Below are 26,764 nucleotides of genomic sequence, written 5' to 3'. Positions count from 1 at the left end.
AAGCTGTATCAGTTTCATTTTTTTCTAACACTTACTATATTAGCGTGCAAACTGCAATTATCCTAAATCAATGTCAGACAATACTAAATATACCGAAGATAATATTCGTTCGTTAGACTGGAAAGAGCATATACGTATGCGTCCGGGGATGTATATAGGTAAATTAGGTGATGGTTCATCTGCAGACGATGGTATCTATATTCTTTTAAAAGAGGTTTTAGATAACTGTATAGATGAATTTGTAATGGGAGCTGGTAAAACCATTGAAATTGGAATAAGAGACAATGTAGTTAAGGTACGAGATTATGGTCGTGGTATACCGCTTGGTAAGGTTGTAGACGTAGTGTCTAAAATGAATACTGGTGGTAAGTATGACTCTAAAGCCTTTAAAAAGTCTGTTGGTTTAAATGGTGTTGGTACTAAGGCCGTAAATGCTTTGTCTAACTTTTTTAAGGTAGAATCTTCTAGAGAAGGTCAATCTAAATGGGCAGAATTTAGTCAAGGTAATTTAATTGCAGAGGAAGGACCAGTAGAAAGCTCTAAGCGAAAAGGAACTAAAGTTTCTTTTACTCCAGATGAAGCTATCTTTAAAAATTATAAGTATAGAAATGAGTATGTAATTCGTATGCTTAAAAACTACGTATACTTAAATCCTGGGTTAACTATTGTTTTTAATGGAGAAAAGTATTTCTCTGAAAACGGATTAAAAGATTTACTTGAAGAAAATAATAATGCAGAGGATTTATTGTATCCTATTATTCATTTAAAGGGAGATGATATAGAAATTGCTATAACACACAGTAAAACTCAATATAGTGAGGAATATCAATCTTTTGTTAACGGACAACATACAACACAGGGTGGTACGCATCAAGCAGCTTTTAGGGAGGCAATAGTTAAAACTATTAGAGACTTTTACGGAAAAAATTACGAAGCTTCAGATATTCGTAAGTCTATTATTTCGGCTGTTTCTATTAAGGTGATGGAGCCTGTTTTTGAGAGTCAGACTAAAACAAAGCTTGGTTCTACAGATATGGGAGGTAATTACCCAACTGTACGTACCTATATTAATGATTTTGTAGGTAAGTATTTAGATAATTACTTGCATAAGAACACTGAGACTGCAGATGCTTTGCAACGTAAAATTATACAGGCAGAGCGAGAACGTAAAGATTTGTCTGGTATACGTAAATTAGCTAAGGATAGAGCTAAAAAAGCAAGTTTACACAATAAAAAGCTTAGAGATTGCCGTGTGCACTTGGGTGATTTAAAAAAAGACAGGAGATTAGAGTCTACTTTATTTATTACAGAGGGAGATTCTGCATCTGGTTCTATAACTAAGTCTAGAGATGTAAATACACAGGCTGTTTTTAGTTTACGTGGTAAGCCATTAAACTCTTATGGAATGTCTAAAAAGATAGTTTATGAGAATGAAGAGTTTAATTTACTACAAGCAGCATTAAATATAGAAGAATCTATGGAGGATTTGCGTTACAATAATATTGTAATTGCTACAGATGCTGATGTAGATGGTATGCATATTAGATTATTGTTAATAACCTTCTTTTTGCAGTTTTTTCCAGAGTTAATAAAAGAAAATCATTTATATATATTACAAACGCCTCTTTTTAGGGTTCGTAATAAAAAACAAACTTTCTATTGTTACAGTCCAGAAGAAAAAGCTGATGCAATTGAAAAATTAACTGGTAAGCCAGAAATAACCCGATTTAAAGGTTTGGGGGAAATTTCTCCAGATGAGTTTCAGCACTTTATTGGAGATGATATTCGTTTAGAACCTGTAATGCTAGATAAGGCTATGTCTATAGAGCAATTACTTAGTTTTTATATGGGTAAAAATACGCCAGACCGACAAAAATTTATTATTGAAAACCTTAAAGTAGAACTTGATATAATCGAGGAAAACTAATTATAAACCAGATAAACACGAGTCTTTCTTTATGGAAGAGAACGAAGAAGTAAACGAGAATCTAGATAGTAACATAGATGATCCCCAGAATGAGCTTACCAAGGTCACAGGGATGTATAAGGATTGGTTTTTAGATTACGCCTCTTATGTAATTTTAGAACGTGCTGTCCCTGCTATAGAAGACGGTTTTAAGCCTGTGCAACGTAGAATTATGCATTCGCTAAAAGAGTTGGATGACGGTAGGTATAATAAAGTAGCTAATGTTGTTGGTCATACAATGCAGTATCATCCACACGGTGATGCAAGTATTGCAGATGCTATGGTTCAAATTGGTCAAAAAGATTTGCTTATTGACACTCAGGGTAACTGGGGTAACATATTAACAGGAGATAGGGCTGCAGCATCTAGATATATAGAAGCGCGTTTGTCTAAATTTGCTTTAGATGTTGTTTTTAGTCCAAAAATTACAGACTGGCAACAATCTTATGATGGTCGTAAAAAAGAACCCGTAAACCTCCCTGTAAAATTTCCATTATTATTGGCTCAAGGAGCAGAGGGTATTGCTGTAGGTTTGTCAACAAAAATATTACCTCATAATTTTATAGAGTTAATAGATGCTTCAATTAAGCATTTAAAAGGTCAGAAGTTTAAACTGTTTCCAGATTTTCCTACATCTGGTATTATAGATGTATCTAACTATAATGATGGTTTGCGCGGAGGAAAAATTAGAGTTAGAGCAAAAATAGCTCAATTAGACAGGAATACACTGGTTATAAGTGAGATACCATACGGGACTAACACTTCTTCTTTAATAGATTCTATCTTAAAAGCAAACGAAAAAGGGAAGATAAAGGTTAAGAAAATTGAAGATAACACAGCTGCGGATGTAGAGATTTTAGTGCATTTGCCATCTGGAATATCTCCTGATAAAACCATAGATGCATTGTATGCATTTACAGCGTGTGAGTCTTCTATTTCTCCTTTAGGTTGTATTATTGAAGATAATAAGCCGCTTTTTATTGGTGTTACTGAAATGTTGCAACGTTCTACGGATTATACAGTAGAGCTTTTAAAAGCTGAATTAGAAATTCAATTAGGTGAGTTAGAGGAACAATGGCATTTTTCTTCATTAGAACGTATTTTTATAGAAAACAGAATTTATAGGGATATTGAGGAAGAAGAAACTTGGGAAGGAGTTATTTCTGCTATAGATAAAGGGTTAAAGCCGCACACAAAACATTTAAAAAGAGCTGTAACAGAAGAAGATATTACTCGCTTAACAGAAATTAGAATTAAGCGTATTTCTAAGTTTGATTTAGATAAAGCGCAACAGTTATTAGATAGTTTAGAGGAGCGTATTGCAGAAGTAAAACATCATTTAGAGCATTTAATTGACTTTGCAGTAGATTACTTTAAAAATCTTAAAGATAAATACGGTAAGGATCGTGAACGTAAATCAGAAATTAGAATTTTTGATGATATTGAGGCGACTAAAGTGGCAATTAGAAACACAAAACTTTATGTAAATAGGGAAGAAGGTTTTGTAGGAACCTCTTTAAAGAAAGATGAGTATGTTACCGACTGTAGTGATATCGATGATATTATTGTGTTTACTAAAGATGGTCATATGATGGTTTCTAAAGTAGATTCTAAGACTTTTGTTGGTAAAAATATTATTCACGTCGCTGTGTTTAAGAAAAAAGACAAGCGTACTATTTACAATTTAATTTATAGAGATGGTAAAGGTGGTCCTAGTTATATTAAGCGATTTAATGTTACGTCTGTAACAAGAGATAGGTTGTATCCTTTAACTACTGGTAAGCCAAATTCTGAAGTCTTATATTTTTCTGCAAATCCTAATGGAGAGGCAGAAGTAGTTACTATACATTTAAGGCAAGTTGGTAGTATTAAAAAATTAAAGTGGGATATGGATTTTTCAGACATTCTTATAAAAGGAAGGTCTTCAAAAGGAAATATTGTTAGTAAATACGCTGTTAAACGTATCGACTTAAAAGAAAAGGGTGTTTCTACTTTAAAACCTCGTAAAATTTGGTTTGATGATGTTGTTAGTCGTCTAAACTTAGATGGTAGAGGTGAATTACTGGGGGAGTTTAAAGGAGATGATTTAATTTTGATAATTACTCAAAAAGGAATCGCAAAGACCATTAAGCCAGAAATTACGATCCATTTTGATGAAGATATGATTGTTTTAGAAAAGTGGAATCCTAAGAAGCCAATTTCAGCAATTTATTTTGATGGAGCAAAGGAGCGATATTATATTAAGCGTTTTTTAATAGAGAACGAAAATAAGGAGGAATTGTTTATCTCTGAACATCCAAAATCTGTTTTAGAGTTAGTTTCTACAGATTGGCGACCTGTGGTAGAATTGGAGTTTGTAAAACCTAGAGGTAAAGAGCAGAAACCGAATCAAGAAGTTGATGTAGAGGATTTTATAGCTGTTAAGGGGATAAAAGCTTTAGGTAATCAACTGACTGCAGATAAAATAAAAAGCACAAATGTTTTAGAATCTTTACCTTATGAAGAAGTTGAGGAGGTAATTGAGGCTCCTAAGAAAACAGAAGTAACAGAAGAGGAGGATGTTACATCAAAAAAAACAGATAGTAAAGAAGATTTAGAAGATGATGATACAGAACAAACAAGTCTGTTTTAGAAAAATTAACCTTTAATAGTCTTATCTTAGCAAAAAAAAATATTTTTTATATGGATTTAACAAACCCGCTAGTTTACGGCGGTCCAGCGTTTATAATTTTTATATTATTAGAATTAACATATAGTAAAAACCATGAAGAACATCATGATCTTTACGACTGGAAAGATCTTTTTGCGAGTGGTTTTATGGGTGTTGGGTCTGCAGTATTAGCAGCGGCACTTAAAGTAATATCAGCAATTGTAATTTTTGAATTTGTTTTTGAACTATGTAATCCGGAGGTAAACGGTGTACATACTAATATATTAGGCTACCAATCTTTTGGTTATGCTTGGTATGTTTGGTTGCTTTGTCAGCTTGCAGATGATTTTACATATTATTGGTTTCATAGGGCTAATCATGAAATAAGAATTTTATGGGCAGCACACATTGTGCATCACTCATCAGATAATTTTAATTTAGGAACAGCTGTTAGAAACGGGTGGTTTACTTTGTTGTATAAGCCATTGTTTTATATGTGGATGCCAGCAATAGGCTTTGAGCCAGAAATGGTTGTATTTTGTTTAGGTATTGAGGCTCTGTGGCAATTTCAGTTGCATACAGTATTACTGCCAAAGCTTGGTATTTTTGAGAAATTTATGAATACGCATACAATGCATCAAGTGCATCATGCACAAAACGTTGAGTATTTAGATAAGAATCATGGTGGTTTTTTAAATATTTTTGATAGAATATTTGGAACATGGTTGCCTCTAGATGATGGTATAGATGTTAAGTATGGTGTAATACATGCGCCAAATTCTAACAATCCAATAGTTATTTTAACGCATGAGTTTAAGGACATTTGGATGGATATGAAAAAATCTAAAAAGCTATCTCATAAATTAATGTATATTTTTGGCCCTCCAGGTTGGAGTCATGATGGTAGCACAATGACCGTTAAGCAGCAGCAGAGGCAATTTAAGGAGTATGCTAAAGATCATCCTAAAAAATCTTTTGAAAGGCCTAATTAGTATTCTGCTTGTAAAATAAAAAACCTCGCTTATTTTTTAATAAGCGAGGTTTTTTATTTTAAGCCTTTTTAAGGCTGTCTTTCTTTGTTTCTGGTAGTTTGCTGGTGTTATGTTTAAAACACTGTTAATTGTGATTTAAATTAACTCTAAGCTATTTGTTAACTCTAACAGCTGTGCCTTTCATGACTACCAACTCCTTTTTTGGATCTCTAGCAGCATTGCTGTATTCAAAAGTATAGCTGTCTTTGGTTGTTTCTAAAATTTTAAAATGTATGGATGATTGGTCTTTAAGTGATTTTAATACAAATTCGCAATCGTTTATCCATCTTACAGAGGAGCTGTCTACTTTGTTTTCGTAATACTCTACACTGTATTCTTCATCTCTTGTAAAACGGCCTGTTTTTTCTTCTCCGTTAATCTGATAGTCAAACGTAAATTCTCCTGTTTTAAAGTCAGCGCAATTTCTTGTTGGATTGTAGCAAGATGTAAAGCAAAGAGCAGAAGCTAGTATGTAAAAATATTTTATTTTCATAAGCACAAAAATAAATAATTAATAGAAAGCTATTTGCTTTTTTGCTGTTAAAATAAGTGTTGAAACTTATTTTTTGTCAAAGGTTTCAAAAGTGCCATCGGTGTAAAAAATAATTACTTTACTAACTTCTTTTTTTAAGTCTGTTTTGTTAATTATTGTTTTGGTATTTTCTTTTGGTAGAGGCTTAGTTTCTTTTTTCTCAACAAAAGGAAAACTTCCTTTTCCGTTTAGTAACCAATATAAATTTACCTCAGGAAATTGAGTTACAACTTTTAAAACAAATTCTAAGCTTGGTTTGTTTCTGCCAGATAATAGGTGAGAGATGCTAGAGCGTTGCACTTCAACTTTATCAGCAAAAGCAGCAGCGGTTAAGCCGTAGTAATTAATTACTTTTTCTAATCTTTTTATGAACTCTTCAGAATTTACCATTGTAATTACATCTTAATTATTTTGCTTGGTTCGTAGGGAGATTAGATTTGAGATTTCTACTAGTTTTAATTCTATTAAACTTTAGATAAAATAACTTAAATTATTGATTTTAAGATTGTTATTGTTTTTTAATAGAATTTACTGATATAAGCAGTAGTATTGTGTTACAAATGTAATCATTTTAAATAAACAGCAATGGTTTTTAGTTTACATTTGTAATGTTTAATGTTACAAATGTAATAACAACTGTTACATTTGTAATTCAATATAACGCTATCTTTACGCTTTACTAATACCTTTTGTAATGATAGATTTTAAGCAGATATTTAAAGATTGTAAGGTTAATAATATAACTGGTCGTTATGTGACAAATAGTTTGGTTTTTCCTTTTTTAGAAAAAACATTGTTTAAAGATGGTATAGAAGAAATTGGAAAATCTGTTTTAAATGAGCCTATAAAAATGATTACTATAGGACATGGAGAAACTAAAATTTTAATGTGGTCTCAGATGCATGGAAATGAATCTACAACTACAAAAGCAGTTTTAGATTTTATTCATTTTTTAGAAAAAACATCTTCTTTGCAATCATCAATTTTAGATAATTGTACTATAAAAATTATTCCTATTTTAAACCCTGATGGAGCAAAAGCATACACTAGAATTAATGCTAATGAAATTGATTTAAATAGAGATGCGCAGAATAGGACTCAGCCAGAAAGTAAAATTCTTAGAGAGGTTTATGACAACTTCAAACCAGATTTCTGTTTTAACCTACATGATCAGAGAACAATTTTTAATGTAGGTGAAACAAATAAGCCAGCAACTGTATCTTTTTTGGCGCCTGCTTTTAATAAGGAAAGAGGTATGTCTGTTGCCAGAGATAAAAGTATGCAGTTAATTGTGGCTATGAATAGTGTTTTGCAAAATTTTATTACTAATCAGGTTGGCAGGTATGACGATGGTTTTAATAGTAATTGTGTTGGTGATGCTTTTCAAATGTTAAACACTCCAACTGTTTTATTTGAGTCTGGCCATTACCCAGAAGACTATGAAAGGGAAAAAACTAGAGAATTTATTTTTTATTCTTTATTAAAAGGAGTATCGGTTATTGCCACAAACTCGCTAAATAAGTATAAGGTAGATGCTTATTTTGAAATTCCAGAGAATGGCAAACAGTTTTTAGACCTTATTATATATAATACTAAAAAAATAAATACTTTACATCCAGAGGCTAATTCCTTAGGGGTTCTGTATAAGGAAGTGTTAAAAGATAAAAAAATTATTTTTGAACCAGTAATAACAGAAACACAAGGGCTAGAGAAATTTTACGCTCACAAAACTCTTAACCTACTAGATAAGAGTGATTTAGATTATGTTGAAAATAACATTCTTTTATCTAAGTCTTTACTTGGTAATTAACAATTTAATTAGTATATGTAAAATAATTGCATTATTGATAAAAAAAAGATAGATTTAGTGCGTATATCTTCTTATTTTACTATTTTTGTTCCAAATTTAATTAAATAATGACTAAAGTTAAGCTAGACGAAATTGATCACCAGATTCTGGATATGTTAATAGATAACACCAGAACTCCGTTTACAGATATTGCAAAGAAATTATTAATTTCTGCGGGTACTGTTCATGTTAGGGTAAAGAAAATGGAAGAAGCCGGAATTATACAAGGTTCATCTTTAACGTTGGATTATGTTAAATTAGGTTATTCTTTTATTGCTTATGTAGGTATATTTTTAGAAAAAACACACCAAACTAAGTTTGTTTTAGAGCGTTTAATTGGTATTCCTTATGTTACCGTTGCGCACATTACAACAGGTAAGTTTAATATTTTTTGTAAAATTAGAGCTAGAGATACGCAACATGCAAAAAATATCATTTTTAAAATTGATGATATTGATGGTATTAGTAGAACAGAAACAATGATTTCTTTAGAGGAGAGCATTAACGATAAAAAGCGTTTAATGCATACAATTTTTAATGAATTGTAGATTTCTTAATTTAAGAGATGAATTAATAACACTAAGCTCAATGTAAATTACATTGGGCTTTTTTATTTTATTTTATGAAAGCATCAGAATTAACACCACTAGATTACAACCCTTATTATAAAAGTTATATAGATTTGGTAGAAGATACAAGTTTGTTAACAGCTTTAGAAAATGGTAGAAAAAAGTTTAAAGATTTAATTGCTGTAATACCAGATAGTAAATTGAATTATGCTTACGCCTCTAATAAATGGACAACAGCAGAAGCAATAGTGCATATAATAGATACGGAGCGTATTTTTCAGTATAGGGCTATGCGTTTTTCTAGATTAGACGCTACGCCTTTGCCTGGTTTTGAACAAGATGATTACGTGCCAACTTCTAATGCAAACAGTAGAACTAGACAAAGTTTATTGCAAGAGTTTTTAGATGTAAGGGCGTCAACAATTTCATTGTTTACGCATTTAACAGAAAAACAGTTAAAGTTTGTGGGTACAGCAAGTGATTCTCCTATGAGTACAGCTGCTGCAGGTTTTGTAGCGTGCGGACATCAAGAACATCATTCAAAAATTATTTTTGAAAGATATTTATAGGAGTAGCATTGCATTAATCCTCTAATTCTTTAGTGTTTTCTGTATAGACAGTTTCAGACATATTAGAAACAGGGGATTCTAGCTCTTTTTCAATGGTGTCATCAAAATTAGCAATAAAGTTAGATAAACTTTTACTTATTCTAACCAAGTAAATGGTGTCTTCTGTTTTTACTTCTACAGCTTCTACAAATTCTCCTTTTGCATTTTTAAAAACAATAATGTCGTTATCTCCATATCCATGTGGATAGGATTCTATTAATTTTGTGGCTACTGTGTGGTCAAGTTTTTTGTAATCTACTAGTTTGCGTAACATAATTCATCGGTTTTAGTTTTATAAGAACTAAACTAAAACTTTTTTCACTGCAAAAATGTAATTAGTTGTGTAACAGTGTTTTTATGTAGGTGTGCAACTTAAACTTTGTAGTAAGCAAAAGACTGGTGTAATAAATCTTCAGGAACGGTTACATCTATTTGACAATTACCAATAGATTTTAGTAAAACAAAATTAATATTGCCATGAGAGTTCTTCTTGTCAAACTTTAAATATGTAAGTATATTTTTTATATCCTCTTCTGTAAATTCAACTTTGCCATATCGTTTCGTAAAAGTAGATTTTATAGCATTTAATTCTATCTCAGACAGGTTAGTTAGTTTGTTACTTATGTATGCTTCTAAAATCATACCAACTGCAATAGCTTCACCGTGTAATAATGTTTTTTTGCTTTCTGTTTCTAAAAAGTAAGACTCTACTGCGTGACCAAGAGTGTGGCCAAAGTTTAGTATTTTACGTAAGTTTTGTTCTGTTGGATCAATAGTAACAACATCATTTTTTATAACTACAGAGTCGTAAATAAACTCATCTAAATTATTAAAATCAGAAACTAAATTAAGTTCATTCCAATATTTTTTATCTTTAATTAAGCCGTGTTTAAGCATTTCTGCAAAACCACTGTGTAGTTGTCTTTCTTCTAAAGTTTGTAGAAAAGAAGAAACAACTAGTACCATTTGTGGTTGATTGATAACGCCTACCTGGTTTTTTAAAGAACCTAAATCTACTCCTGTTTTACCTCCAACAGAAGCATCTACCATAGATAGTAATGTAGTAGGTACGTTTATAAAATCTATTCCTCTTTTAAAGGTTGATGCGACAAAACCACCTAAATCTGTAATAACGCCTCCGCCAAGGTTAATCATAACGCTTTTTCGGTCTGCATCTAGTTCAGATAAAACGTGCCAAACTTGTACACAAGTTTCTATAGTTTTGTTTATTTCGCCTTCTTCAATTTCTATAATTTCATAGTTGTAATCACCATAAATCTGAGCCATAAAGCTAGGTAAGCAGTGCTGATGTGTATTTTCATCAACTAAAATAAAAACCTTAGAATAATTTGCTTTTTCTAAGTGAGAATTTAATTCTGTATATGCTTTTTCATTAAAATGAACTGAATATGTACTTGCTAAAATTGACTGCATAATTATATATTTACATCACGCAAAATAAAGACATATTTTAGTTATTAGAATACAAAATCTGTATTTATATTTGCTGCATTACGAAATTCATAAAAATGGAACAAATTTTTGAAAATACAGCAACTGCTTTTGCTCTAAAATCAGATTCTGAACTAGAGAGAGCGTATTTTTTGTTTAAATTAATAGCAAATGAACCATTGGTTCGTATTGGTACTGCTGTTACTAATTTTGCTATAAAAGCTCATTTACCTGTAGAAGGTTTAATAAGAGCTACTGTTTTTGACCATTTTTGTGGTGGTGTTAGTGAGCAAGATTGTATGCCAGTTGCAGATAAAATGTACGATAAAAAAGTAAGTACTATTTTAGATTATTCTGTAGAGGGTAAAGAAGATGAGAGTCATTTTGATGAGGCTTACGAGAAAATTTTACACGTATTAGATTTTGTTAAAGAAAAAGAGGCTATTCCGCTAGCGGTTTTTAAGCCTACCGGATTTGGAAGATTTATTCTTTTTGAAAAAGTAGGAGCAGGTATAAAGTTAACAGATGTTGAGCAGTTAGAGTGGGATAGAATTGTGTCTAGGTTTGATAAGGTTTGTAAAAAAGCTTACGATTTAGGTGTAGCTCTTTTGGTAGATGGTGAAGAAAGCTGGATGCAAGACGCTGCTGATGATTTGTGCGCGCAAATGATGCGAAAATATAATAAGGAGAAAGTTGTAGTTTATAATACATTGCAAATGTATCGTTGGGACAGGTTGGCTTACCTTAAAAAATTACATTTAGAAGCAAAAGAAGAAGGCTTTAAAATAGGGATGAAGGTAGTGCGTGGTGCATATATGGAGAAAGAAAATGAGAGAGCTGAAAGAAAAGGGTATCCAACACCAATTTGCGCCAATAAAAAAGCTACAGATGATAATTTTGATGCTGCTGTGGTTTATATGATAGAGAATTTAGATGTGATGTCTATTTTTATGGGTACCCATAATGAAAATAGTTGCTATAGTTTGATGCGTATAATGCAAGAGAAAAATATTGCACACTCTGACTCGCGTGTTTGGTTTGGGCAACTGTATGGTATGAGTGATCATATTTCTTTTAACCTAGCAGCTAGTGGTTATAATGTTGCTAAATACTTGCCTTTTGGACCTGTTAGAGATGTTATGCCTTATTTAATACGTAGAGCTGAAGAAAATACCTCAGTTGCAGGGCAAACAACCAGAGAGTTGTCTTTATTGAAAGAAGAGCGTAAAAGAAGAAAAATTTAATAAAAATATAGCGTTTTAAATAAAAAAAAGGTGAGTTTTAAAACTCACCTTTTTTTATGTGTTGACTTAGTTAAACCTAATTACTTAAATCTATTTTATCTACAACTACTTTGTTTGTGCAGTTTATTACAGTTAAAATAGCTTCTTTTTCTTTAACTAAACCTTCAATTTTATAGGTTTTGCAAGGAGTAGATTTTGTGTCACTATTTCCAAAATCTATATCACCATCATTTAAAAAATAAGAGACTGTTGTAGAGTCTATAGTTTTATTGTTGAATAAGACTTTAATTTCGTCAGAATATGATAAAGGTTTAGAGCGTAAATCTTTTAAAACTCTACAGTTTGGAAAATAACAGAACTCGGTTCCTGTTTCGTCTGATTTCTTTTTCAGGAAAAAAGTTAAAAATACAATGCCGATTGATAGTCCAACTAAGTACCATCCTAATCGTTTGATGAATGCCATATTAAAAAATTAAAAAATTGATATCACTATACTGCAAGTCGTACCATTCTCCTACAGATTTGTTTGTTAAAATTCCGTGGTACATATATAGTCCGTTACGCAAGCCTTTATCAAAACGCAATGCATTTTCCATTCCGCCATCTTCTCCAATTTTTAATAAATAAGGAGTAAAGATGTTGCTAATAGATATTGAAGATGTTTTAGGGTATCTAGATGGTATGTTGGGAACACAGTAATGTATAACACCGTGTTTTTTTATTGTTGGTTTATTGTGTGTTGTAAGTTCAGATGTTTCAAAGCAACCACCCATATCTATACTAACATCTATAATTACTGCATCTTTTTTCATATTTTCTACCATAGTTTCTGTAACTACAATAGGTGAGCGGTCTTTGCCTCTAATTGCGCCAATAGCAACATCACATCTTTTTAAAGATTTTAAGAGGTTTTTAGGTTGTAGTGTAGATGTGTAAACTGTTTGTTTTAGGTTGGTTTGTATTTGTCTTAATTTGGTAATGGAGTTATCAAATATTTTTACATTAGCACCTAGTCCAATTGCAGATCTAGCGGCAAATTCTCCAACGGTTCCTGCGCCAATAATAACAACTTCTACAGGTGGTACGCCACTAATGTTACCAAACATTAGGCCGTTACCATTATTAGTAGTAGCCATTAATTCTGATGCTATTAAGACAGATGATATACCAGCAATTTCACTTAATGAGCGTACTGCAGGATATTTACCATCTTCATCTTGTATGTATTCAAAAGCAATTGCTGTAATTCGTTTTTTTGCTAATTCTTCAAAATATTTTTTAGACTGTGTTTTTATTTGAAGCGCAGATATAATAGTTGTCTGCGGGTTTAGCATTTGTATTTCTGATATTGTAGGTGGCTCTACCTTTAGTATAATAGGACAAGAAAATACCTTTTTAGTGTCTTTTGTAACTTCAGCACCAGCATTTGTATAGTCTAAATCTGTAAAATTTGCACCTTCACCAGCACCAGACTCAATTAAAACTCTATGTCCGTTGCAAGTAAGTGCATTTACGGCATCAGGAGTTAGGCAAATTCGTTTTTCTTGATACTGGTTTTCTTTCAGCATACCAATGAATAATTCACCCTTTTTTCTAAGAATTTCTAGCTTCTCTTCCTGTGGTAATAATTGGAATTTGCTAAAAGGCGAAGAAGGCTGATTCATATCCGTTAGTATTTGTTATTTTGACCATCAAAATTACAATTTTATTTTTAAAATAGTTGCTTTAATTACTTTTTCTAAAAGTGTTTTAAAAACTGATTTTACGGTCGGTAGGGTTAATTACTTCTAGTTTTATATTGGTAGCGTCTTCAGGTAAAAATGAACTTATTTTTTCTGGCCACTCTATAAATACCCATTTGTTTGCGTAAAAATAGTCTTCTACGCCAATGTCTAAAGCTTCCATTTCGTCTTCAAGTCTATAAAAATCAAAATGATAAGCTAAAGTGTTGTTCTTGTTGTCTTGGTATTCGTTTACAATGCCAAAAGTAGGGCTAGAGGTGTCGCCAACCACACCAAGCTCTTTCATTATAGCTTTAATTAAAGTAGTTTTTCCTGCGCCCATTTCACCGTAAAAACATAGGGTTTTGGTTGGTGCATTTTTAATTATATCCTTAGCAATATCCTGAATTTCTGGTGTAGAAAAAGTTTTATTCATTTTTATAAAAAAATTACAAGCGTACAAAAGTAATTAGTAGTAAGTTTTAAAACAATTATCTAGGCTCTAAAACAGCAAATGGTATAATCATTTCTTCTAGTGAAACGCCACCGTGTTGGTAGGTATTTCTATAGTAACTAACGTAGTGATTATAATTATTTGGGTAAGCAAAAAATAAATCGTTTTTAGCAAATATAAAAGAGCTGCTCATATTTATTGTTGGCAGTTGTAAATCTTTAGGGTTTTTAGCAGCAAGTACATCTTTATCCTCGTAAGACAAACTACGACCTGTTTTATATCTTAGGTTTAGACTAGTGTCTTTATCACCAACAACCTTAGATGGTTGTTTTACATTTATAGTGCCATGATCTGTGGTTATAATTAATTTTTGACCCATTGTTTGTGCTTGCTGTATAATTTCTAACAAAGGGGAGTTTTTAAACCAGCTAACTGTTAAAGATCTGTAGGCTTTGTCGTTACTGGCAAGCTCTTTTATTACTTCCATTTCTGTTTTAGAGTGAGAAAGCATATCTACAAAATTGTATACAATAACTGTTAGGTCGTTATCTTTTTGTGATTTATAATTTTGAGATAATTGTTTGCCTTGTTTTAGACTGCTAATTTTATGGTATTCCCATTTTAAATCTAATCCAAGTCTTTTTAATTGTGCGCCAAGAAAATCTGCTTCGTGTAAATTTTTACCGCCTTCTTCAGTGTCGTTTTTCCACCAATTTGGATGTTGTTTCTCCATTTCTAAAGGGGTTAGACCAGAGAAAATGGCATTACGAGCATACTGGGTAGCAGTAGGTAAAATACTAAAATAAGGTTCTTCTTTAGTTTTTTTGTAAAATGAGTTAACGGTACTTTCAAAAGCTAACCATTGGTCATATCTTAAGTTGTCTACCACAACTAAAAGCGTAGGTTTTTCTTTTAGTTCTGGTTTTATTAATTTTTTAAATAGATTTTGGGATAAAACAGGAGCATCTCCGCCAGCAAACCAGTCTGGGTAGTTTTTTTCAATAAACTTGCTAAATTGATTATTTGCTTCAATTTTTTGAGATTCTAGAATTTCAAACATTCCAGTATCTTCAATTTCTTCTAATTGCAGTTCCCAGTGAATTAAGTTTTTATATAAATTTACCCATTCTTCATAGCAATTAACCATAGATAAATCCATCGCTATTTTACGAAACTCTTGTTGGTAGTTAGACGTTGTTTTTTCAGATATTAATCTAGAGTGGTCTAAGCTCTTTTTTAAGCTAAGTAGTATTTGGTTTGGGTTAACAGGTTTTATAAGGTAATCTGCTATTTTAGATCCAATTGCCTCTTCCATGATTAACTCTTCTTCACTCTTGGTAATCATTACAACAGGGAGAGATGTGTGTGTTTTTTTTATTTCAGATAATGTCTCTAAACCACTAATACCAGGCATATTTTCATCTAAAAAAACAATGTCCACTTTTGTATCTTCTAGTTCTTCTAAAGCTTCTCTACCACTTTGGCAGGTTATTACTTCATAATTTTTCTTTTCTAGAAATATAATGTGTGGTTTAAGTAAATCTATTTCATCATCTACCCAAAGTATTGTTATCTTGTTCATTTAGTGTCTATATTTGTAATTGTAAAGAAAGAAGATTTTGATTATATCTAACAAACTTAAAATATTCAATGATCCAATTTACGGATTTATTGGCATACCAAGCACGCTAATTTTTAATATTATTGCGCATCCTTATTTTCAGAGGCTTCGTAGAATATCACAAACGGGCTTAACTTATTTGGTGTATCCTGGCGCACAGCATACTAGATTTCAGCATGCTCTTGGTTGTATGCATTTAATGGAGCAAGCTGTGCAAATACTACGCTTTAAAGGAGTAAAAATAACAGATGTTGAAGAAGAAGGACTTTTATGTGCTATTTTATTGCATGATATAGGTCACGGTCCGTTTTCACATGCAATGGAGCATACTATTGTAGAAGGTGTAGATCATGAAGCTATTTCATTAGTGTTTATGCAGCAATTAAATAAAGAGTTTAAGGGCAAGTTAGATACTGCAATTGCTATATTTAAAAAAGAACATCCTAAAAAGTTTTTAAACGATTTGGTGTCTAGTCAGTTAGATATGGATAGATTAGATTATCTAAAAAGAGATAGCTTTTACACTGGTGTTGCAGAAGGTAATATTAATGCAGAGCGTTTAATTACAATGCTTAACGTTGTAGGCGGTGATTTGGTTATAGAGGAAAAAGGAATTTACTCTGTAGAAAAGTTTTTAATGGCTCGTAGGTTTATGTATTGGCAAGTTTACTTACACAAAACAGGCTTAGTTGCAGAGCAATTGCTTATAAAAACACTAAATAGAGCAAAAGAATTAATACATAAAGGAGAAAATTTACCTTGTAGTTCTATTTTATCATTCTTTATAAAAAATAAAATAGAGTTAAAAGATTTTAATGCAGATGTGATTAAAAAGTTTTCTGAGCTAGATGATGTAGATATTATGGCGGCTATAAAAGAGTGGCAACATAATAACGATTTTGTTTTATCTACATTAAGTAGAATGATATTGCATAGAGATTTACTTCATATTAAAATGAAGAAAAAGCCAATAGCGACATCAAAACTTAAAAAAGAATTTTCTGCTTTTAAAGAAAAATACAATTTAACTGATGAAGAAACAGCATATTTTGTTTTTAGTGGAGAAATAAAAAATACGGCTTACATACAGCATACACAACCAATTAAGGTGTTAAAAGAAAACGGAAAAGTAACAGATGTATTAAAGGCATCAGACCAATTAAATAGTAAAACGTTATCAAAAACGGTAACTAAATACTACGCTTGTTATCCAAAATTATAATATGCTAGCGTAAAAATATTGTAAAGTATTTTTATTAATATTACAATAGTTTAATCCGTATAACACAGCATTTTACTAGGTTTTAATATAAGCCAACTTAAGTTAAGTATAATAATTTCACTATTTTTCTTACTTTTGTGACCGTTAATTGTGGTTTTATAAAAAAGCCTTAATTTTTACTCATATATAATAAAGGATAAAATACCTTAATAATTAATTAACAATAAGTGAAGTTTACAGCTAGTCAGATTGCAGGTATTTTAGAAGGCGAAGTTCAGGGAGATCCTGAAACAACCGTACATACACTTGCTAAAATAGAAGAAGGAGAAGCGGGTTCGCTTACCTTTTTAGCTAATCCCAAATACATACCTTACCTATATACTACAAAATCATCTATAACAATAGTAAATAAAGATTTTACTCCAGAAAAGGAATATACAACTACCCTAATAAAGGTAGATGATGCTTACCAGTCTTTTACAAAATTATTAACTTATTATGATCAAGTTAAAAATGACAAAAGCGGTATAGAGCAACCGGTTTATATAGATGAGTCATCTAGTTATGGAGAAAATGTTTATTTAGGCGCATTTAGTTACATAGGTAAAAATGTTACAATTGGTAAAAACGCTAAAATTTATCCTAATGTTTACATATCAGATAATGTAACTATTGGCGATAATGTATCTTTGTTTTCAGGTGCAAAAATATGTTCAGATTCTATTATAGGAGATAATTGTGTTATACATACAGGAGTAATTATAGGTTCTGACGGGTTTGGTTTTTCTCCAAATGCAGATGGTACTTTTACAAAAATACCTCAAATAGGTAATGTAATTTTAGAAGATAATGTAGATGTTGGTGCAGGTACTACTATAGATCGTGCAACAATGGGGTCTACTATTATAAAAAAAGGAGTTAAGTTAGATAACCAAATACAAATTGCACACAATGTAGAAATTGGAGAAAATACCGTAATTGCAGCGCAAACCGGTATTGCTGGTTCTACTAAAATTGGTAAAAATTGTATGATTGGTGGTCAGGTTGGTATTGTGGGGCACATTTCTATTGGAAATAATGTGCGTATACAGGCTCAGTCTGGTATAGGAAAAAATATAAAAGATAATGAGGTTTTACAAGGCTCACCAGCTATGAATTATGGTGATTTTAATAAATCTTATGTGCATTTTAAGAACTTACCAAAAATAGTAAAAGGAATAAATAACATTGAAAAAAAGTTTGATGGCAAATAAACCAAATGCAAAACAGAGAACTATAGCTAAAGAAGCTACCCTTACAGGTGTAGGTTTACATACAGGTGAAAAAGTTACAATGAAATTTTTACCTGCTCCAGAAAACCATGGTTATGCTTTTAAACGTATAGATTTAGAAGGAGAACCTATTATAGAGGCAGATGCTAATTATGTAGAAAATACACAACGTGGTACTAATTTAGAAAAAAAAGGAGTTAAAATACAAACTCCAGAACACGTTTTAGCAGCTTTAGTAGGTTTAGAAATAGACAATGTTTTAATAGAGTTAAATTCTCCAGAACTTCCAATTATGGATGGTTCTTCTAAATACTTTGTAGAAGCTTTAGAAGGTGCAGGTGTTGTTGAGCAAGAGAAAGAAAGAGAAGAGTATATTGTTAAAGATGTAATCTCTTATAAAGATGAAGCTACTGGTAGTGAAATAACTATTATACCTTCTGATGAATACCAAGTAACAACTATGGTAGATTTTGGTACTAAAGTATTAGGTACTCAAAACGCTACCTTGTTAAAGTTGTCAGATTTTAAAGAGGAAATTTCTAATGCAAGAACTTTTAGCTTTTTGCACGAATTAGAAATGTTATTAGAACACGGGCTTATTAAAGGCGGTGATTTAAATAATGCCATAGTATATGTAGATAAGGAAATATCTGATGAAACTATGAAAAAGCTTGAAAAAGCTTTTGGAAAAGAGAAGTTATCTGTAAAACCAAACGGAATTTTAGATAATTTAACATTGCACCAGCCTAATGAAGCTGCGCGTCATAAATTGTTAGATGTAGTGGGTGATTTAGCTTTAACAGGTGTAAGAATACGTGGTAAAGTTATAGCTAACAAACCAGGGCATTTTGTTAATACACAATTTGCTAAAAAATTAGCTAAAATAATTAAGTTAGAGAAAAGAAATAGTGTGCCTAAATATGATCTTAGTCTGCCTCCTTTAATGGATATTCACCAGATTATGGATATGCTACCACATAGACCTCCTTTCTTATTAATAGATAGAGTTTTAGAGCTTTCTGGTAACCATGTAGTTGGTATGAAGAATGTTACTATGAACGAACCCTTTTTTGTAGGGCATTTTCCAGGGGCACCTGTGATGCCAGGAGTATTACAAGTAGAGGCAATGGCGCAAACAGGAGGTATTTTGGTTTTAAGTACTGTGCCAGACCCAGAGAATTACTTAACATTTTTTATGAAAATAGATAAAGTTAAGTTTAAACAAAAGGTTTTACCAGGGGATACGTTAATATTTCACTGTAGCCTTATAACACCAATACGCAGAGGAATATGTCATATGCAAGCGTATGCTTATGCAAATGATAAATTAGTTTGTGAAGCCGAAATGATGGCACAAATAGCAAAAAAACAATAGAATGAATCAACCTTTAGCGTATATACACCCAGGTGCTAAAATCGCAAAAAATGTTGTTGTAGAACCTTTTACAACAATACATAACAATGTAGTAATAGGCGAGGGAACTTGGATTGGGTCTAACGTAACTATTATGGAAGGCGCAAGAATAGGAAAAAATTGTAATATTTTTCCAGGCGCAATTATATCTGCTACACCGCAAGATTTAAAATATGCTGGTGAAGAAACTATTGTAGAGATAGGAGATAACACAACTATAAGAGAATGTGCTACAATAAACAGAGGTACATCAGATAGACAAAAGACTAAAATTGGTAAAAATTGCCTAATTATGGCATATTGCCACGTTGCTCACGATTGTTTTGTGGGTGATAATTGTATTTTTTCTAATAATTCTACATTGGCAGGTCATGTAACAGTTGGCGACAATGTAGTTTTAGCTGGTTTGGTTGCTGTGCATCAATTTGTATCTATTGGTAACCATGCATTTGTAACTGGTGGTTCTTTGGTACGTAAAGATGTTCCTCCTTTTGTAAAAGCAGCAAGAGAGCCTTTATCTTATGTAGGTATCAACTCTGTAGGTTTACGTAGAAGAGGAATAACTTCTGAAAAAATTAGAGAAGTTCAAAATATTTACCGAATATTATATCAAAAAAATTATAATAATAGTCAAGCTGTACAGATAATTGAAGCGGAAATGGAAGCAACTCCAGAACGTGACGAGATTTTGCAGTTTATTAGAGATTCTCAAAGGGGAATTATGAAAGGCTATTTTAGTTCAAATTAAATAAAAGTATGGCATCAACATCAGACATTAGAAAAGGATTGTGTATTAGATACAATTATGATATTTTTAAAATTATAGAATTTTTACATGTTAAACCAGGAAAAGGTCCTGCTTTTGTAAGAACTAAATTAAAAAGTGTAACCACGGGTAAAGTAATAGATAATACTTTTTCTGCAGGTCATAAAATTGACGATGTTCGTGTAGAAACACGTTCTTATCAATTCTTATATGCAGAAGGTCCAACGTATCATTTTATGAATACGGATGATTATAACCAGATTACATTAGAAGAAAATAGCTTAGATGCACCAGGATTGTTAAAAGAGGGTGAAGTTGTAACTATCTTATTTAATACAGAAGATAGTTTGCCATTATCTGTAGATATGCCAGCTAGTGTTATTTTAGAGGTAACATATACAGAGCCAGGTGTAAAAGGGAATACAGCAACAAATGCGACTAAACCAGCAAAGGTAGAAACTGGGGCAGAAGTAAATGTTCCTCTTTTTATTAATGAAGGTGATAAAATAAAAGTAGATACAGAAAAGGGTTCTTATATGGAACGTGTAAAGGAATAAACTCTTTGCAATTTTGTAAAATATAAATATACGTACAATAGAAATTTGAAATTTCCCATTCCACATACTTTAAAGCAAATTGCAGCTATTATAGACTGTAATTATGTAGGTGAAGATAGTTTTTCTGTTTTAGGGATGAACGAGATTCACGTAGTTACCAAGGGCGATATTGTTTTTGTAGATCATCCAAAGTACTATGATAAGGCCTTACAATCTAAAGCAACCATTATTTTAATTAATAAAGAGGTAGCTTGTCCAGAGGGTAAAGCATTATTAATTTCAGACGATCCGTTTAGAGATTTTAATAAACTCACGACGTATTTTAAGCCTTTTTTAAAATCTGTTTCTACGGTTTCAAAGACAGCAAAAATAGGAGAGAACACAGTAATACAGCCTAATGCTTTTGTTGGTAACAATGTAACTATTGGTAAAAACTGTGTTATACATTCTAATGTCTCTATTTATGATAATTGTGTGTTAGGTGATAACGTAACAATACATGCGGGTTCTGTTTTAGGAGCAGATGCTTTTTATTATAAAAATAGGCCAGAAGGATTTGATAAGCTATTATCTGGAGGAAGAGTTGTAATAGAAAGTAATGTAGATATTGGAGCTCTTTGTACTATAGACAAAGGTGTTACAGGGGATACTACTATTGGAGAAGGTTCTAAGTTAGATAATCAAGTGCATGTTGGTCATGATACTGTAATTGGTAAAAAGTGTTTAATAGCTTCGCAAACGGGTATTGCTGGTTGTGTTGTTATAGAAGACGAAGTTACTCTATGGGGTCAGGTTGGTACAACTAGCGGCATTACAATAGGTAAAAAAGCTGTAGTAATGGGGCAAACTGGTGTTACAAAATCTATTGTTGGTGGTAAAAGTTATTTTGGCACTCCAATTGAGGAATCTAGGGAAAAACTTAGACAATTGGCTAATGTTAAAAAAATACCATCTATTTTACAAAATATTAAAAATAAATAAACAAAGAATACTTTAATAATCGCTAACAAAGCTATATTTTTGTGAAGCGAAAAAATAACAAACGATATAATGAGTGTTTTAGTAAATAAAGATTCCAAAATAATTGTACAAGGGTTTACAGGTAGTGAAGGTACTTTTCACGCTGAGCAAATGATAGAATACGGTACCAACGTTGTTGGTGGTGTAACACCAGGTAAAGGTGGTCAAGAGCATTTAGGAAGACCAGTTTTTAATACAGTTTTAGAAGCTGTTGAAAAAGTTGGTGCAGATACAACTATTATTTTTGTACCGCCAGCTTTTGCTGCGGATGCAATTATGGAAGCTGCTAACGCTGGTATTAAAGTAATTATTACTATTACAGAAGGTATCCCTGTTGCTGATATGGTTAAAGCTTCAGATTATATTAAAGATAAAGATTGTCGTTTAATAGGTCCTAACTGTCCAGGTGTTATTACTCCAGGTGAAGCTAAAGTAGGTATTATGCCTGGTTTTGTATTTAAAAGCGGTACAGTAGGTATTGTTTCTAAGTCTGGTACTTTAACTTATGAGGCGGCTGACCAAGTTGTACGTCAAGGTTTAGGTATTACTACTGCAATTGGTATTGGTGGTGACCCAATTATTGGTACAACTACTAAGGAAGCTGTTGAATTACTAATTAATGATCCTGCTACAGAATGTGTAGTAATGATTGGAGAAATTGGTGGACAGTTAGAAGCAGATGCAGCAAAATGGTATAAAGAGAGTGGAAGTAAAAAGCCAATTGTTGGTTTTATTGCTGGTGAAACTGCTCCTGCAGGTAGAACAATGGGGCACGCAGGTGCTATAGTTGGTGGTAGTGATGATACTGCACAAGCTAAAAAAGCAATTATGAAAGATTGTGGAATTCACGTTGTAGATTCTCCTGCTGAGATAGGTAAAAAAGTGAAAGAAGTAATGGGTTAATCCATATTCTTTTTAAAAATATAAAAGCGTTTACGTATTTAGTAAACGCTTTTTTTTATGCATCAACTTAATGGGTTGCACTGTTATAAAGTTTTTGTTTATCAATCTTAAAAAAAAGAAGTATGTCTTTTAAAGGTGTAAAACATACCCTATATTTGGCTTGCAACAACGCAAAATTTTATTAGATGAAATTGTTAGAAGGAAAAAACGTAATTATTACTGGTGCTAGTAGAGGTATTGGTATGGGAATAGCAAAAGTATTTGCAGATAATGGTGCAAATGTAGCCTTTACATATAGTTCTAGTGAAGCTCCTGCTTTAGAATTAGAAAAAGAATTAACTGCTAAAGGTGTAAAAGCTAAAGCATATAAAAGTAATGCAGCAAGTTTTTCTCAGGCAGAAGAATTAGTAGCAAATGTATTAGAAGATTTTGGTGGTATAGATGTATTAATTAATAATGCAGGTATTACTAAAGATAACTTGTTAATGCGTATGGGAGAGGAAGATTTTGATGCCGTAATTGAAATTAACCTAAAATCTGTTTTTAATATGACAAAAGCAGTACAACGTACGTTTTTAAAACAACGCAAAGGTTCTATTGTAAATATGAGTAGTGTTGTTGGTGTTAAAGGTAATGCAGGACAAACTAATTATGCAGCGTCTAAAGCCGGAATGATTGGTTTTACTAAGTCTGTAGCTTTAGAACTAGGTTCTAGAAACATTAGATGTAACGCTATTGCACCTGGTTTTATTGAAACTGAAATGACTGATAAGTTAGATGAAAAAGTTGTTCAAGGATGGAGAGACGGAATTCCTTTAAAACGAGGCGGTTCTCCTGACGATGTGGCAAATGCTTGTTTGTTTTTTGCTTCAGATATGTCTGCTTACGTTACTGGCCAAGTGCTTAACGTAGATGGCGGAATGTTAACATAATAGAATACTTAAATTTATATTGAAAAATAGAGACAATTAATACATGCAAATTACAACTGTACTGTGGGTAATTTTAGCAGCAATATTTGCGCTGCTTGTAGTCTTGTTTCAATATTATTATAAAGCTAAAAGGAGAGGTAAACTTATTGTTTTACTCTCCTTTTTACGTTTTTTAGGTATTTTTGGAGTTTTGCTACTACTTATCAATCCAAAAATCACTAAAAATATTTATACGGTAGAAAAAACTAAACTAGTGGTTTTAATAGATAATTCTGCCTCTATAAAAAATAGTAAGTCAGCTAATAAAGTACTAGAAGTAGTAAATAATATTAGTGAAGATGTAGATCTAAAAAGTAAATTTACAATAGACACGTATTCCTTTGGTGGTAGTTTAAATAGCTTACAAGATAGTTTAACATTTAAAGAAGTGAATACGAATATTGGTGCTGCACTACAAGGAGCAGAAGATATTTATAGAAACACCAATACGGCTATAGTTTTAATAACAGACGGAAACCAAACATTAGGACAGGATTACGAGTTTTTAACATCAACCTATAAAAAGCCTATTTATCCTATAATTGTAGGAGATACTACAAACTACACGGATTTAAAAATAGATCAGGTTAATAAAAATAATTTTGCTTTTCTAAATAACAAATATCCTGTAGAAATTTATGTTTCGTACACAGGAAATAAAACTGTAACTAAGCAGCTTACTATTACTGAAAATGGTAAAAATGTATTTAAGGAAAATATAACCTTTTCTAAAACCGAGAACAGCAAATTTATTACAACAAATATAGAAGCAAAAAGTATTGGTGTTAAAAAACTTAGGTTAGCAATTTCTGCTTTAACAGATGAAAAAAATACCATAAATAACACTAAAACAATAGCTCTGGAGGTTATTGATGAAAAAACAAATATTGCAATTGTATCTAATGTAGAGCACCCAGACTTAGGCGCGTTAAAAAAGTCTATAGAAAGCAATGAGCAACGGTCTGTTACTATAATTAAACCTAATAGCTCGCTTAGTTTATGGCAAAACACAGATGTATTTATATTTTATCAGCCAGTAAATAGTTTTAAAAATGTTATAGACTATGCTGTAAATTCTAATAAAAACTCTTTTGTAATTACTGGTTTACAAACAGATTGGAATTTTTTAAACTCGGTTCAAAACACTTATGTTTTTGAGAGAGGCTTTCCTGTGCAAGAAGTAATGCCAACTATAAATTCTTCTTTTTCTAAGTTTGATGTATCTGAGTTTTCAACTAATAATTTTCCTCCTTTACAAAGTAATGTTAGTCCTGTTTTTCCTAAAAATGAAAGCTTAACTATTTTAAAAACAACCATTCGTGGTGTAGCTATAGAATCTCCTTTACTGTCTGTTTCTGAAATAGATAAAACAAAGCAAGTGTATTTGTTTGGTGAAGATATTTGGAAATGGAGAATGCAGACCTACAGAAATGATAAGGATTTTAAGTCTTTTGATGATTTTATAGGTAAAATAATACTGTATTTGGCACCTAGCAACTCTAAAAATAGTTTTACTCTAGATTATAAGCAAGTATATTTGGGTAGTAATGAAGCGGTTATTAACGCTTCAGTTTTTGATGATGCTTTTGAGTTTGACTCTAATGCTACTGTTTTATTAAAAATAAGGGATAAAGAAAAATCCACCTATAAAGAAATTCCAATGTTGCTTAGCGGATTTAACTATAAAGCAGATTTAAGTAGTTTGCCTGCTGGTGATTATACATTTACTGCAACTGTAAAAAACACAAATACTTCTAAATCTGGTGCTTTCACTATTTTAGATTATGATGTAGAAAAACAATTTACATCTAGTAATTATAAAAAAATGAATCGTGTTGCACAAAATACAAATACAGATCTTTTTTATGTTAATAATATAAGTGGTTTAAAACAAGATTTATTAAGTAAAGATGCCTTGAAACCAGTACAGAGGAGCAAAGAAAATATTGTATCTTTGGTAGAATTTAAATTTCTATTAGGCTTAATTTTATTGGTGTTTGCAATAGAATGGTTTCTTAGAAAATACAACGGATTAACTTAAAAACCACTATGGAAAGATTACCAAAAATTGCATTACCTGTATTATTTGTTATCATATTAATTATTGTTATTATCTCTAAATCTGCAGTGACAATAGATTCTGGTCACGCTGGTGTTTTATACGAGACTCTTGGAGATGGTGTTGTTACAGATGAACCTCCTATGGGAGAAGGTTTTCATGTTGTAGCTCCTTGGAATAAAGTATTTATTTACGAAGTTCGTCAGCAAGAGGTTTTAGAAAAAATGAATGTATTATCTAGTAATGGTTTAGATATAAAGTTAGAAGCTTCTGCTTGGTTTCAGCCAAAACGTAATGAATTAGGTAAGTTGCACCAAGAAAAAGGAGAGGATTACATACAAAGAGTTTTATTGCCAACTATTAGATCTGCAGCACGTTCTGTTGTGGGTCGTTACACGCCAGAGCAGTTGTATTCTAGTAAAAGAGATGCTATACAACAAGAAATTTTTGATGAAACAAAAAAAATTGTTGATGGTGAATACATTCAATTAAATGAAATTCTAGTTCGTGACGTTACTTTACCACCAACAATTAAAGATGCTATTGAACGTAAGTTAAGACAAGAGCAAGAATCTTTAGAATATGAATTTAGATTAGTTACAGCTAAAAAAGAAGCAGAAAAAGTAACTATAGAAGCACAAGGTAAGGCAGATGCAAACAAGATATTAAGTGCGTCTTTAACAGATAAAATTTTACAAGATAAAGGTATAGATGCTACAATTAAATTGTCTGAATCTCCAAACTCTAAAGTTATTGTAATTGGTAGTGGAGACTCTGGTTTGCCGTTAATTTTAGGAAACCAATAAATTAACGTTTGTTTGTTAAGAAATTATTAATAGTGAACTAAAATTATAAATTCCCTTTTTTATAATAGAAATAAGTTT

The 26,764-nt window shown here is 31.6% G+C and carries 25 protein-coding genes; 17 read left to right on the top strand and 8 right to left on the bottom strand.

What is annotated here, in order from left to right; genetic code table 11:
• Positions 1 to 70 precede the first annotated feature (70 nt).
• From Q4487_RS03015 to Q4487_RS03005, 3 genes are read left to right on the top strand one after another with little or no spacing between them, the layout of a single operon-like run.
• Positions 71 to 1,927, top strand: coding sequence for a DNA topoisomerase IV subunit B (locus Q4487_RS03015; protein WP_100895881.1), 1,857 nt, complete (start codon positions 71 to 73; stop codon positions 1,925 to 1,927).
• Positions 1,928 to 1,958: 31 nt separating this feature from the next.
• A complete protein-coding gene (locus tag Q4487_RS03010) occupies positions 1,959 to 4,598 on the top strand; it encodes a DNA gyrase/topoisomerase IV subunit A (protein WP_303541891.1) in 2,640 nt (879 codons plus the stop codon).
• 50 nt (positions 4,599 to 4,648) lie between these two features.
• Positions 4,649 to 5,608, top strand: coding sequence for a sterol desaturase family protein (locus Q4487_RS03005; protein ID WP_303541892.1), 960 nt, complete (start codon positions 4,649 to 4,651; stop codon positions 5,606 to 5,608).
• Between the two features lie 151 nt (positions 5,609 to 5,759).
• Here the strand turns inward: Q4487_RS03005 and Q4487_RS03000 are convergent, their stop codons facing one another.
• Both Q4487_RS03000 and Q4487_RS02995 read right to left on the bottom strand, forming a co-directional pair.
• Positions 5,760 to 6,140, bottom strand: coding sequence for a hypothetical protein (locus tag Q4487_RS03000; protein ID WP_303541894.1), 381 nt, complete (start codon positions 6,138 to 6,140; stop codon positions 5,760 to 5,762).
• A gap of 66 nt (positions 6,141 to 6,206) precedes the next feature.
• Positions 6,207 to 6,569, bottom strand: coding sequence for a helix-turn-helix transcriptional regulator (locus Q4487_RS02995; protein WP_100895885.1), 363 nt, complete (start codon positions 6,567 to 6,569; stop codon positions 6,207 to 6,209).
• Between the two features lie 304 nt (positions 6,570 to 6,873).
• On the opposite strand from Q4487_RS02995, the gene Q4487_RS02990 reads away from it, so the two are divergent.
• The 3 genes from Q4487_RS02990 to Q4487_RS02980 all read left to right on the top strand — a co-directional run bounded on the left by Q4487_RS02990 (position 6,874) and on the right by Q4487_RS02980 (position 9,166).
• Positions 6,874 to 7,989 carry a M14 metallopeptidase family protein gene (locus Q4487_RS02990; protein ID WP_303541897.1) on the top strand — a complete coding sequence of 372 codons (1,116 nt, stop codon included), beginning with the start codon at positions 6,874 to 6,876 and terminating at the stop codon, positions 7,987 to 7,989.
• 107 nt (positions 7,990 to 8,096) lie between these two features.
• Positions 8,097 to 8,576: an Lrp/AsnC family transcriptional regulator gene (locus tag Q4487_RS02985; RefSeq protein WP_013622539.1), complete on the top strand. Its 480-nt coding sequence runs from the start codon at positions 8,097 to 8,099 to the stop codon at positions 8,574 to 8,576.
• A 74-nt stretch (positions 8,577 to 8,650) separates the two neighbouring features.
• Positions 8,651 to 9,166: a DinB family protein gene (locus tag Q4487_RS02980; RefSeq protein ID WP_303541899.1), complete on the top strand. Its 516-nt coding sequence runs from the start codon at positions 8,651 to 8,653 to the stop codon at positions 9,164 to 9,166.
• Between the two features lie 13 nt (positions 9,167 to 9,179).
• On the opposite strand, the gene Q4487_RS02975 is transcribed toward Q4487_RS02980, so the two are convergent.
• Entirely contained in the window at positions 9,180 to 9,479 is a 300-nt protein-coding gene (locus Q4487_RS02975) for a hypothetical protein (protein ID WP_100895888.1), read from the bottom strand.
• A 98-nt stretch (positions 9,480 to 9,577) separates the two neighbouring features.
• The gene (aroB, locus tag Q4487_RS02970) at positions 9,578 to 10,639 is read right to left on the bottom strand and encodes a 3-dehydroquinate synthase (RefSeq protein WP_303541902.1); all 1,062 of its coding nucleotides are present in this window, start codon (positions 10,637 to 10,639) and stop codon (positions 9,578 to 9,580) included.
• A 95-nt stretch (positions 10,640 to 10,734) separates the two neighbouring features.
• Here aroB and Q4487_RS02965 point away from each other — a divergent pair, with 95 nt between their 5' ends.
• The gene (locus Q4487_RS02965; RefSeq protein WP_303541904.1) at positions 10,735 to 11,901 is read left to right on the top strand and encodes a proline dehydrogenase family protein; all 1,167 of its coding nucleotides are present in this window, start codon (positions 10,735 to 10,737) and stop codon (positions 11,899 to 11,901) included.
• Positions 11,902 to 11,977: 76 nt separating this feature from the next.
• Here Q4487_RS02965 and Q4487_RS02960 read toward each other — a convergent pair whose 3' ends face one another.
• The 4 genes from Q4487_RS02960 to Q4487_RS02945 form a co-directional block, all read right to left on the bottom strand.
• Complete coding sequence (locus tag Q4487_RS02960; RefSeq protein WP_303541906.1) at positions 11,978 to 12,364, bottom strand: DUF4258 domain-containing protein; 387 nt, start codon at positions 12,362 to 12,364, stop codon at positions 11,978 to 11,980.
• A gap of 1 nt (position 12,365) precedes the next feature.
• Positions 12,366 to 13,565, bottom strand: coding sequence for an alanine dehydrogenase (locus tag Q4487_RS02955; protein WP_100895892.1), 1,200 nt, complete (start codon positions 13,563 to 13,565; stop codon positions 12,366 to 12,368).
• An 85-nt stretch (positions 13,566 to 13,650) separates the two neighbouring features.
• The gene (gene tsaE / locus Q4487_RS02950) at positions 13,651 to 14,058 is read right to left on the bottom strand and encodes a tRNA (adenosine(37)-N6)-threonylcarbamoyltransferase complex ATPase subunit type 1 TsaE (protein ID WP_303541909.1); all 408 of its coding nucleotides are present in this window, start codon (positions 14,056 to 14,058) and stop codon (positions 13,651 to 13,653) included.
• Positions 14,059 to 14,113: 55 nt separating this feature from the next.
• Entirely contained in the window at positions 14,114 to 15,658 is a 1,545-nt protein-coding gene (locus Q4487_RS02945; RefSeq protein WP_303541911.1) for a bifunctional response regulator/alkaline phosphatase family protein, read from the bottom strand.
• Between the two features lie 37 nt (positions 15,659 to 15,695).
• Between Q4487_RS02945 and Q4487_RS02940 the strand changes: the two genes are divergently transcribed.
• The 10 genes from Q4487_RS02940 to Q4487_RS02895 all read left to right on the top strand — a co-directional run bounded on the left by Q4487_RS02940 (position 15,696) and on the right by Q4487_RS02895 (position 26,686).
• Complete coding sequence (locus Q4487_RS02940) at positions 15,696 to 16,919, top strand: HD domain-containing protein (RefSeq protein ID WP_303571875.1); 1,224 nt, start codon at positions 15,696 to 15,698, stop codon at positions 16,917 to 16,919.
• Positions 16,920 to 17,146: 227 nt separating this feature from the next.
• Positions 17,147 to 18,172, top strand: a complete 1,026-nt coding sequence (gene lpxD, locus Q4487_RS02935) for a UDP-3-O-(3-hydroxymyristoyl)glucosamine N-acyltransferase (RefSeq protein WP_303544655.1) — start codon at positions 17,147 to 17,149, stop codon at positions 18,170 to 18,172.
• Positions 18,162 to 19,565: a bifunctional UDP-3-O-[3-hydroxymyristoyl] N-acetylglucosamine deacetylase/3-hydroxyacyl-ACP dehydratase gene (locus tag Q4487_RS02930; RefSeq protein ID WP_100896862.1), complete on the top strand. Its 1,404-nt coding sequence runs from the start codon at positions 18,162 to 18,164 to the stop codon at positions 19,563 to 19,565. Before lpxD ends, Q4487_RS02930 begins: the two co-directional genes overlap by 11 nt.
• A 1-nt stretch (position 19,566) precedes the next feature.
• The gene (gene lpxA, locus Q4487_RS02925) at positions 19,567 to 20,352 is read left to right on the top strand and encodes an acyl-ACP--UDP-N-acetylglucosamine O-acyltransferase (RefSeq protein ID WP_100895897.1); all 786 of its coding nucleotides are present in this window, start codon (positions 19,567 to 19,569) and stop codon (positions 20,350 to 20,352) included.
• Positions 20,353 to 20,360: 8 nt separating this feature from the next.
• Entirely contained in the window at positions 20,361 to 20,927 is a 567-nt protein-coding gene (gene efp / locus Q4487_RS02920; RefSeq protein WP_303544648.1) for an elongation factor P, read from the top strand.
• Positions 20,928 to 20,972: 45 nt separating this feature from the next.
• The gene (locus Q4487_RS02915) at positions 20,973 to 21,908 is read left to right on the top strand and encodes a UDP-3-O-(3-hydroxymyristoyl)glucosamine N-acyltransferase (RefSeq protein ID WP_303544646.1); all 936 of its coding nucleotides are present in this window, start codon (positions 20,973 to 20,975) and stop codon (positions 21,906 to 21,908) included.
• Between the two features lie 69 nt (positions 21,909 to 21,977).
• Complete coding sequence (gene sucD, locus Q4487_RS02910) at positions 21,978 to 22,850, top strand: succinate--CoA ligase subunit alpha (RefSeq protein ID WP_077399679.1); 873 nt, start codon at positions 21,978 to 21,980, stop codon at positions 22,848 to 22,850.
• Positions 22,851 to 23,035: 185 nt separating this feature from the next.
• Positions 23,036 to 23,782, top strand: coding sequence for a 3-oxoacyl-[acyl-carrier-protein] reductase (gene fabG, locus Q4487_RS02905; protein ID WP_013622522.1), 747 nt, complete (start codon positions 23,036 to 23,038; stop codon positions 23,780 to 23,782).
• A gap of 43 nt (positions 23,783 to 23,825) precedes the next feature.
• On the top strand, positions 23,826 to 25,862 hold the full coding sequence (locus tag Q4487_RS02900) for a vWA domain-containing protein (protein ID WP_303544640.1): 2,037 nt from the start codon (positions 23,826 to 23,828) through the stop codon (positions 25,860 to 25,862).
• Between the two features lie 8 nt (positions 25,863 to 25,870).
• Positions 25,871 to 26,686 (top strand): prohibitin family protein, encoded by an 816-nt coding sequence (locus Q4487_RS02895; RefSeq protein WP_303544637.1) that lies wholly within the window; start codon positions 25,871 to 25,873, stop codon positions 26,684 to 26,686.
• Positions 26,687 to 26,764 lie beyond the last annotated feature (78 nt).

The organism is Cellulophaga sp. 3_MG-2023, assembly GCF_030546975.1.
Classification (GTDB): Bacteria; Bacteroidota; Bacteroidia; order Flavobacteriales; family Flavobacteriaceae; genus Cellulophaga.
This window is presented reverse-complemented; position numbering and strand designations above follow the sequence as displayed.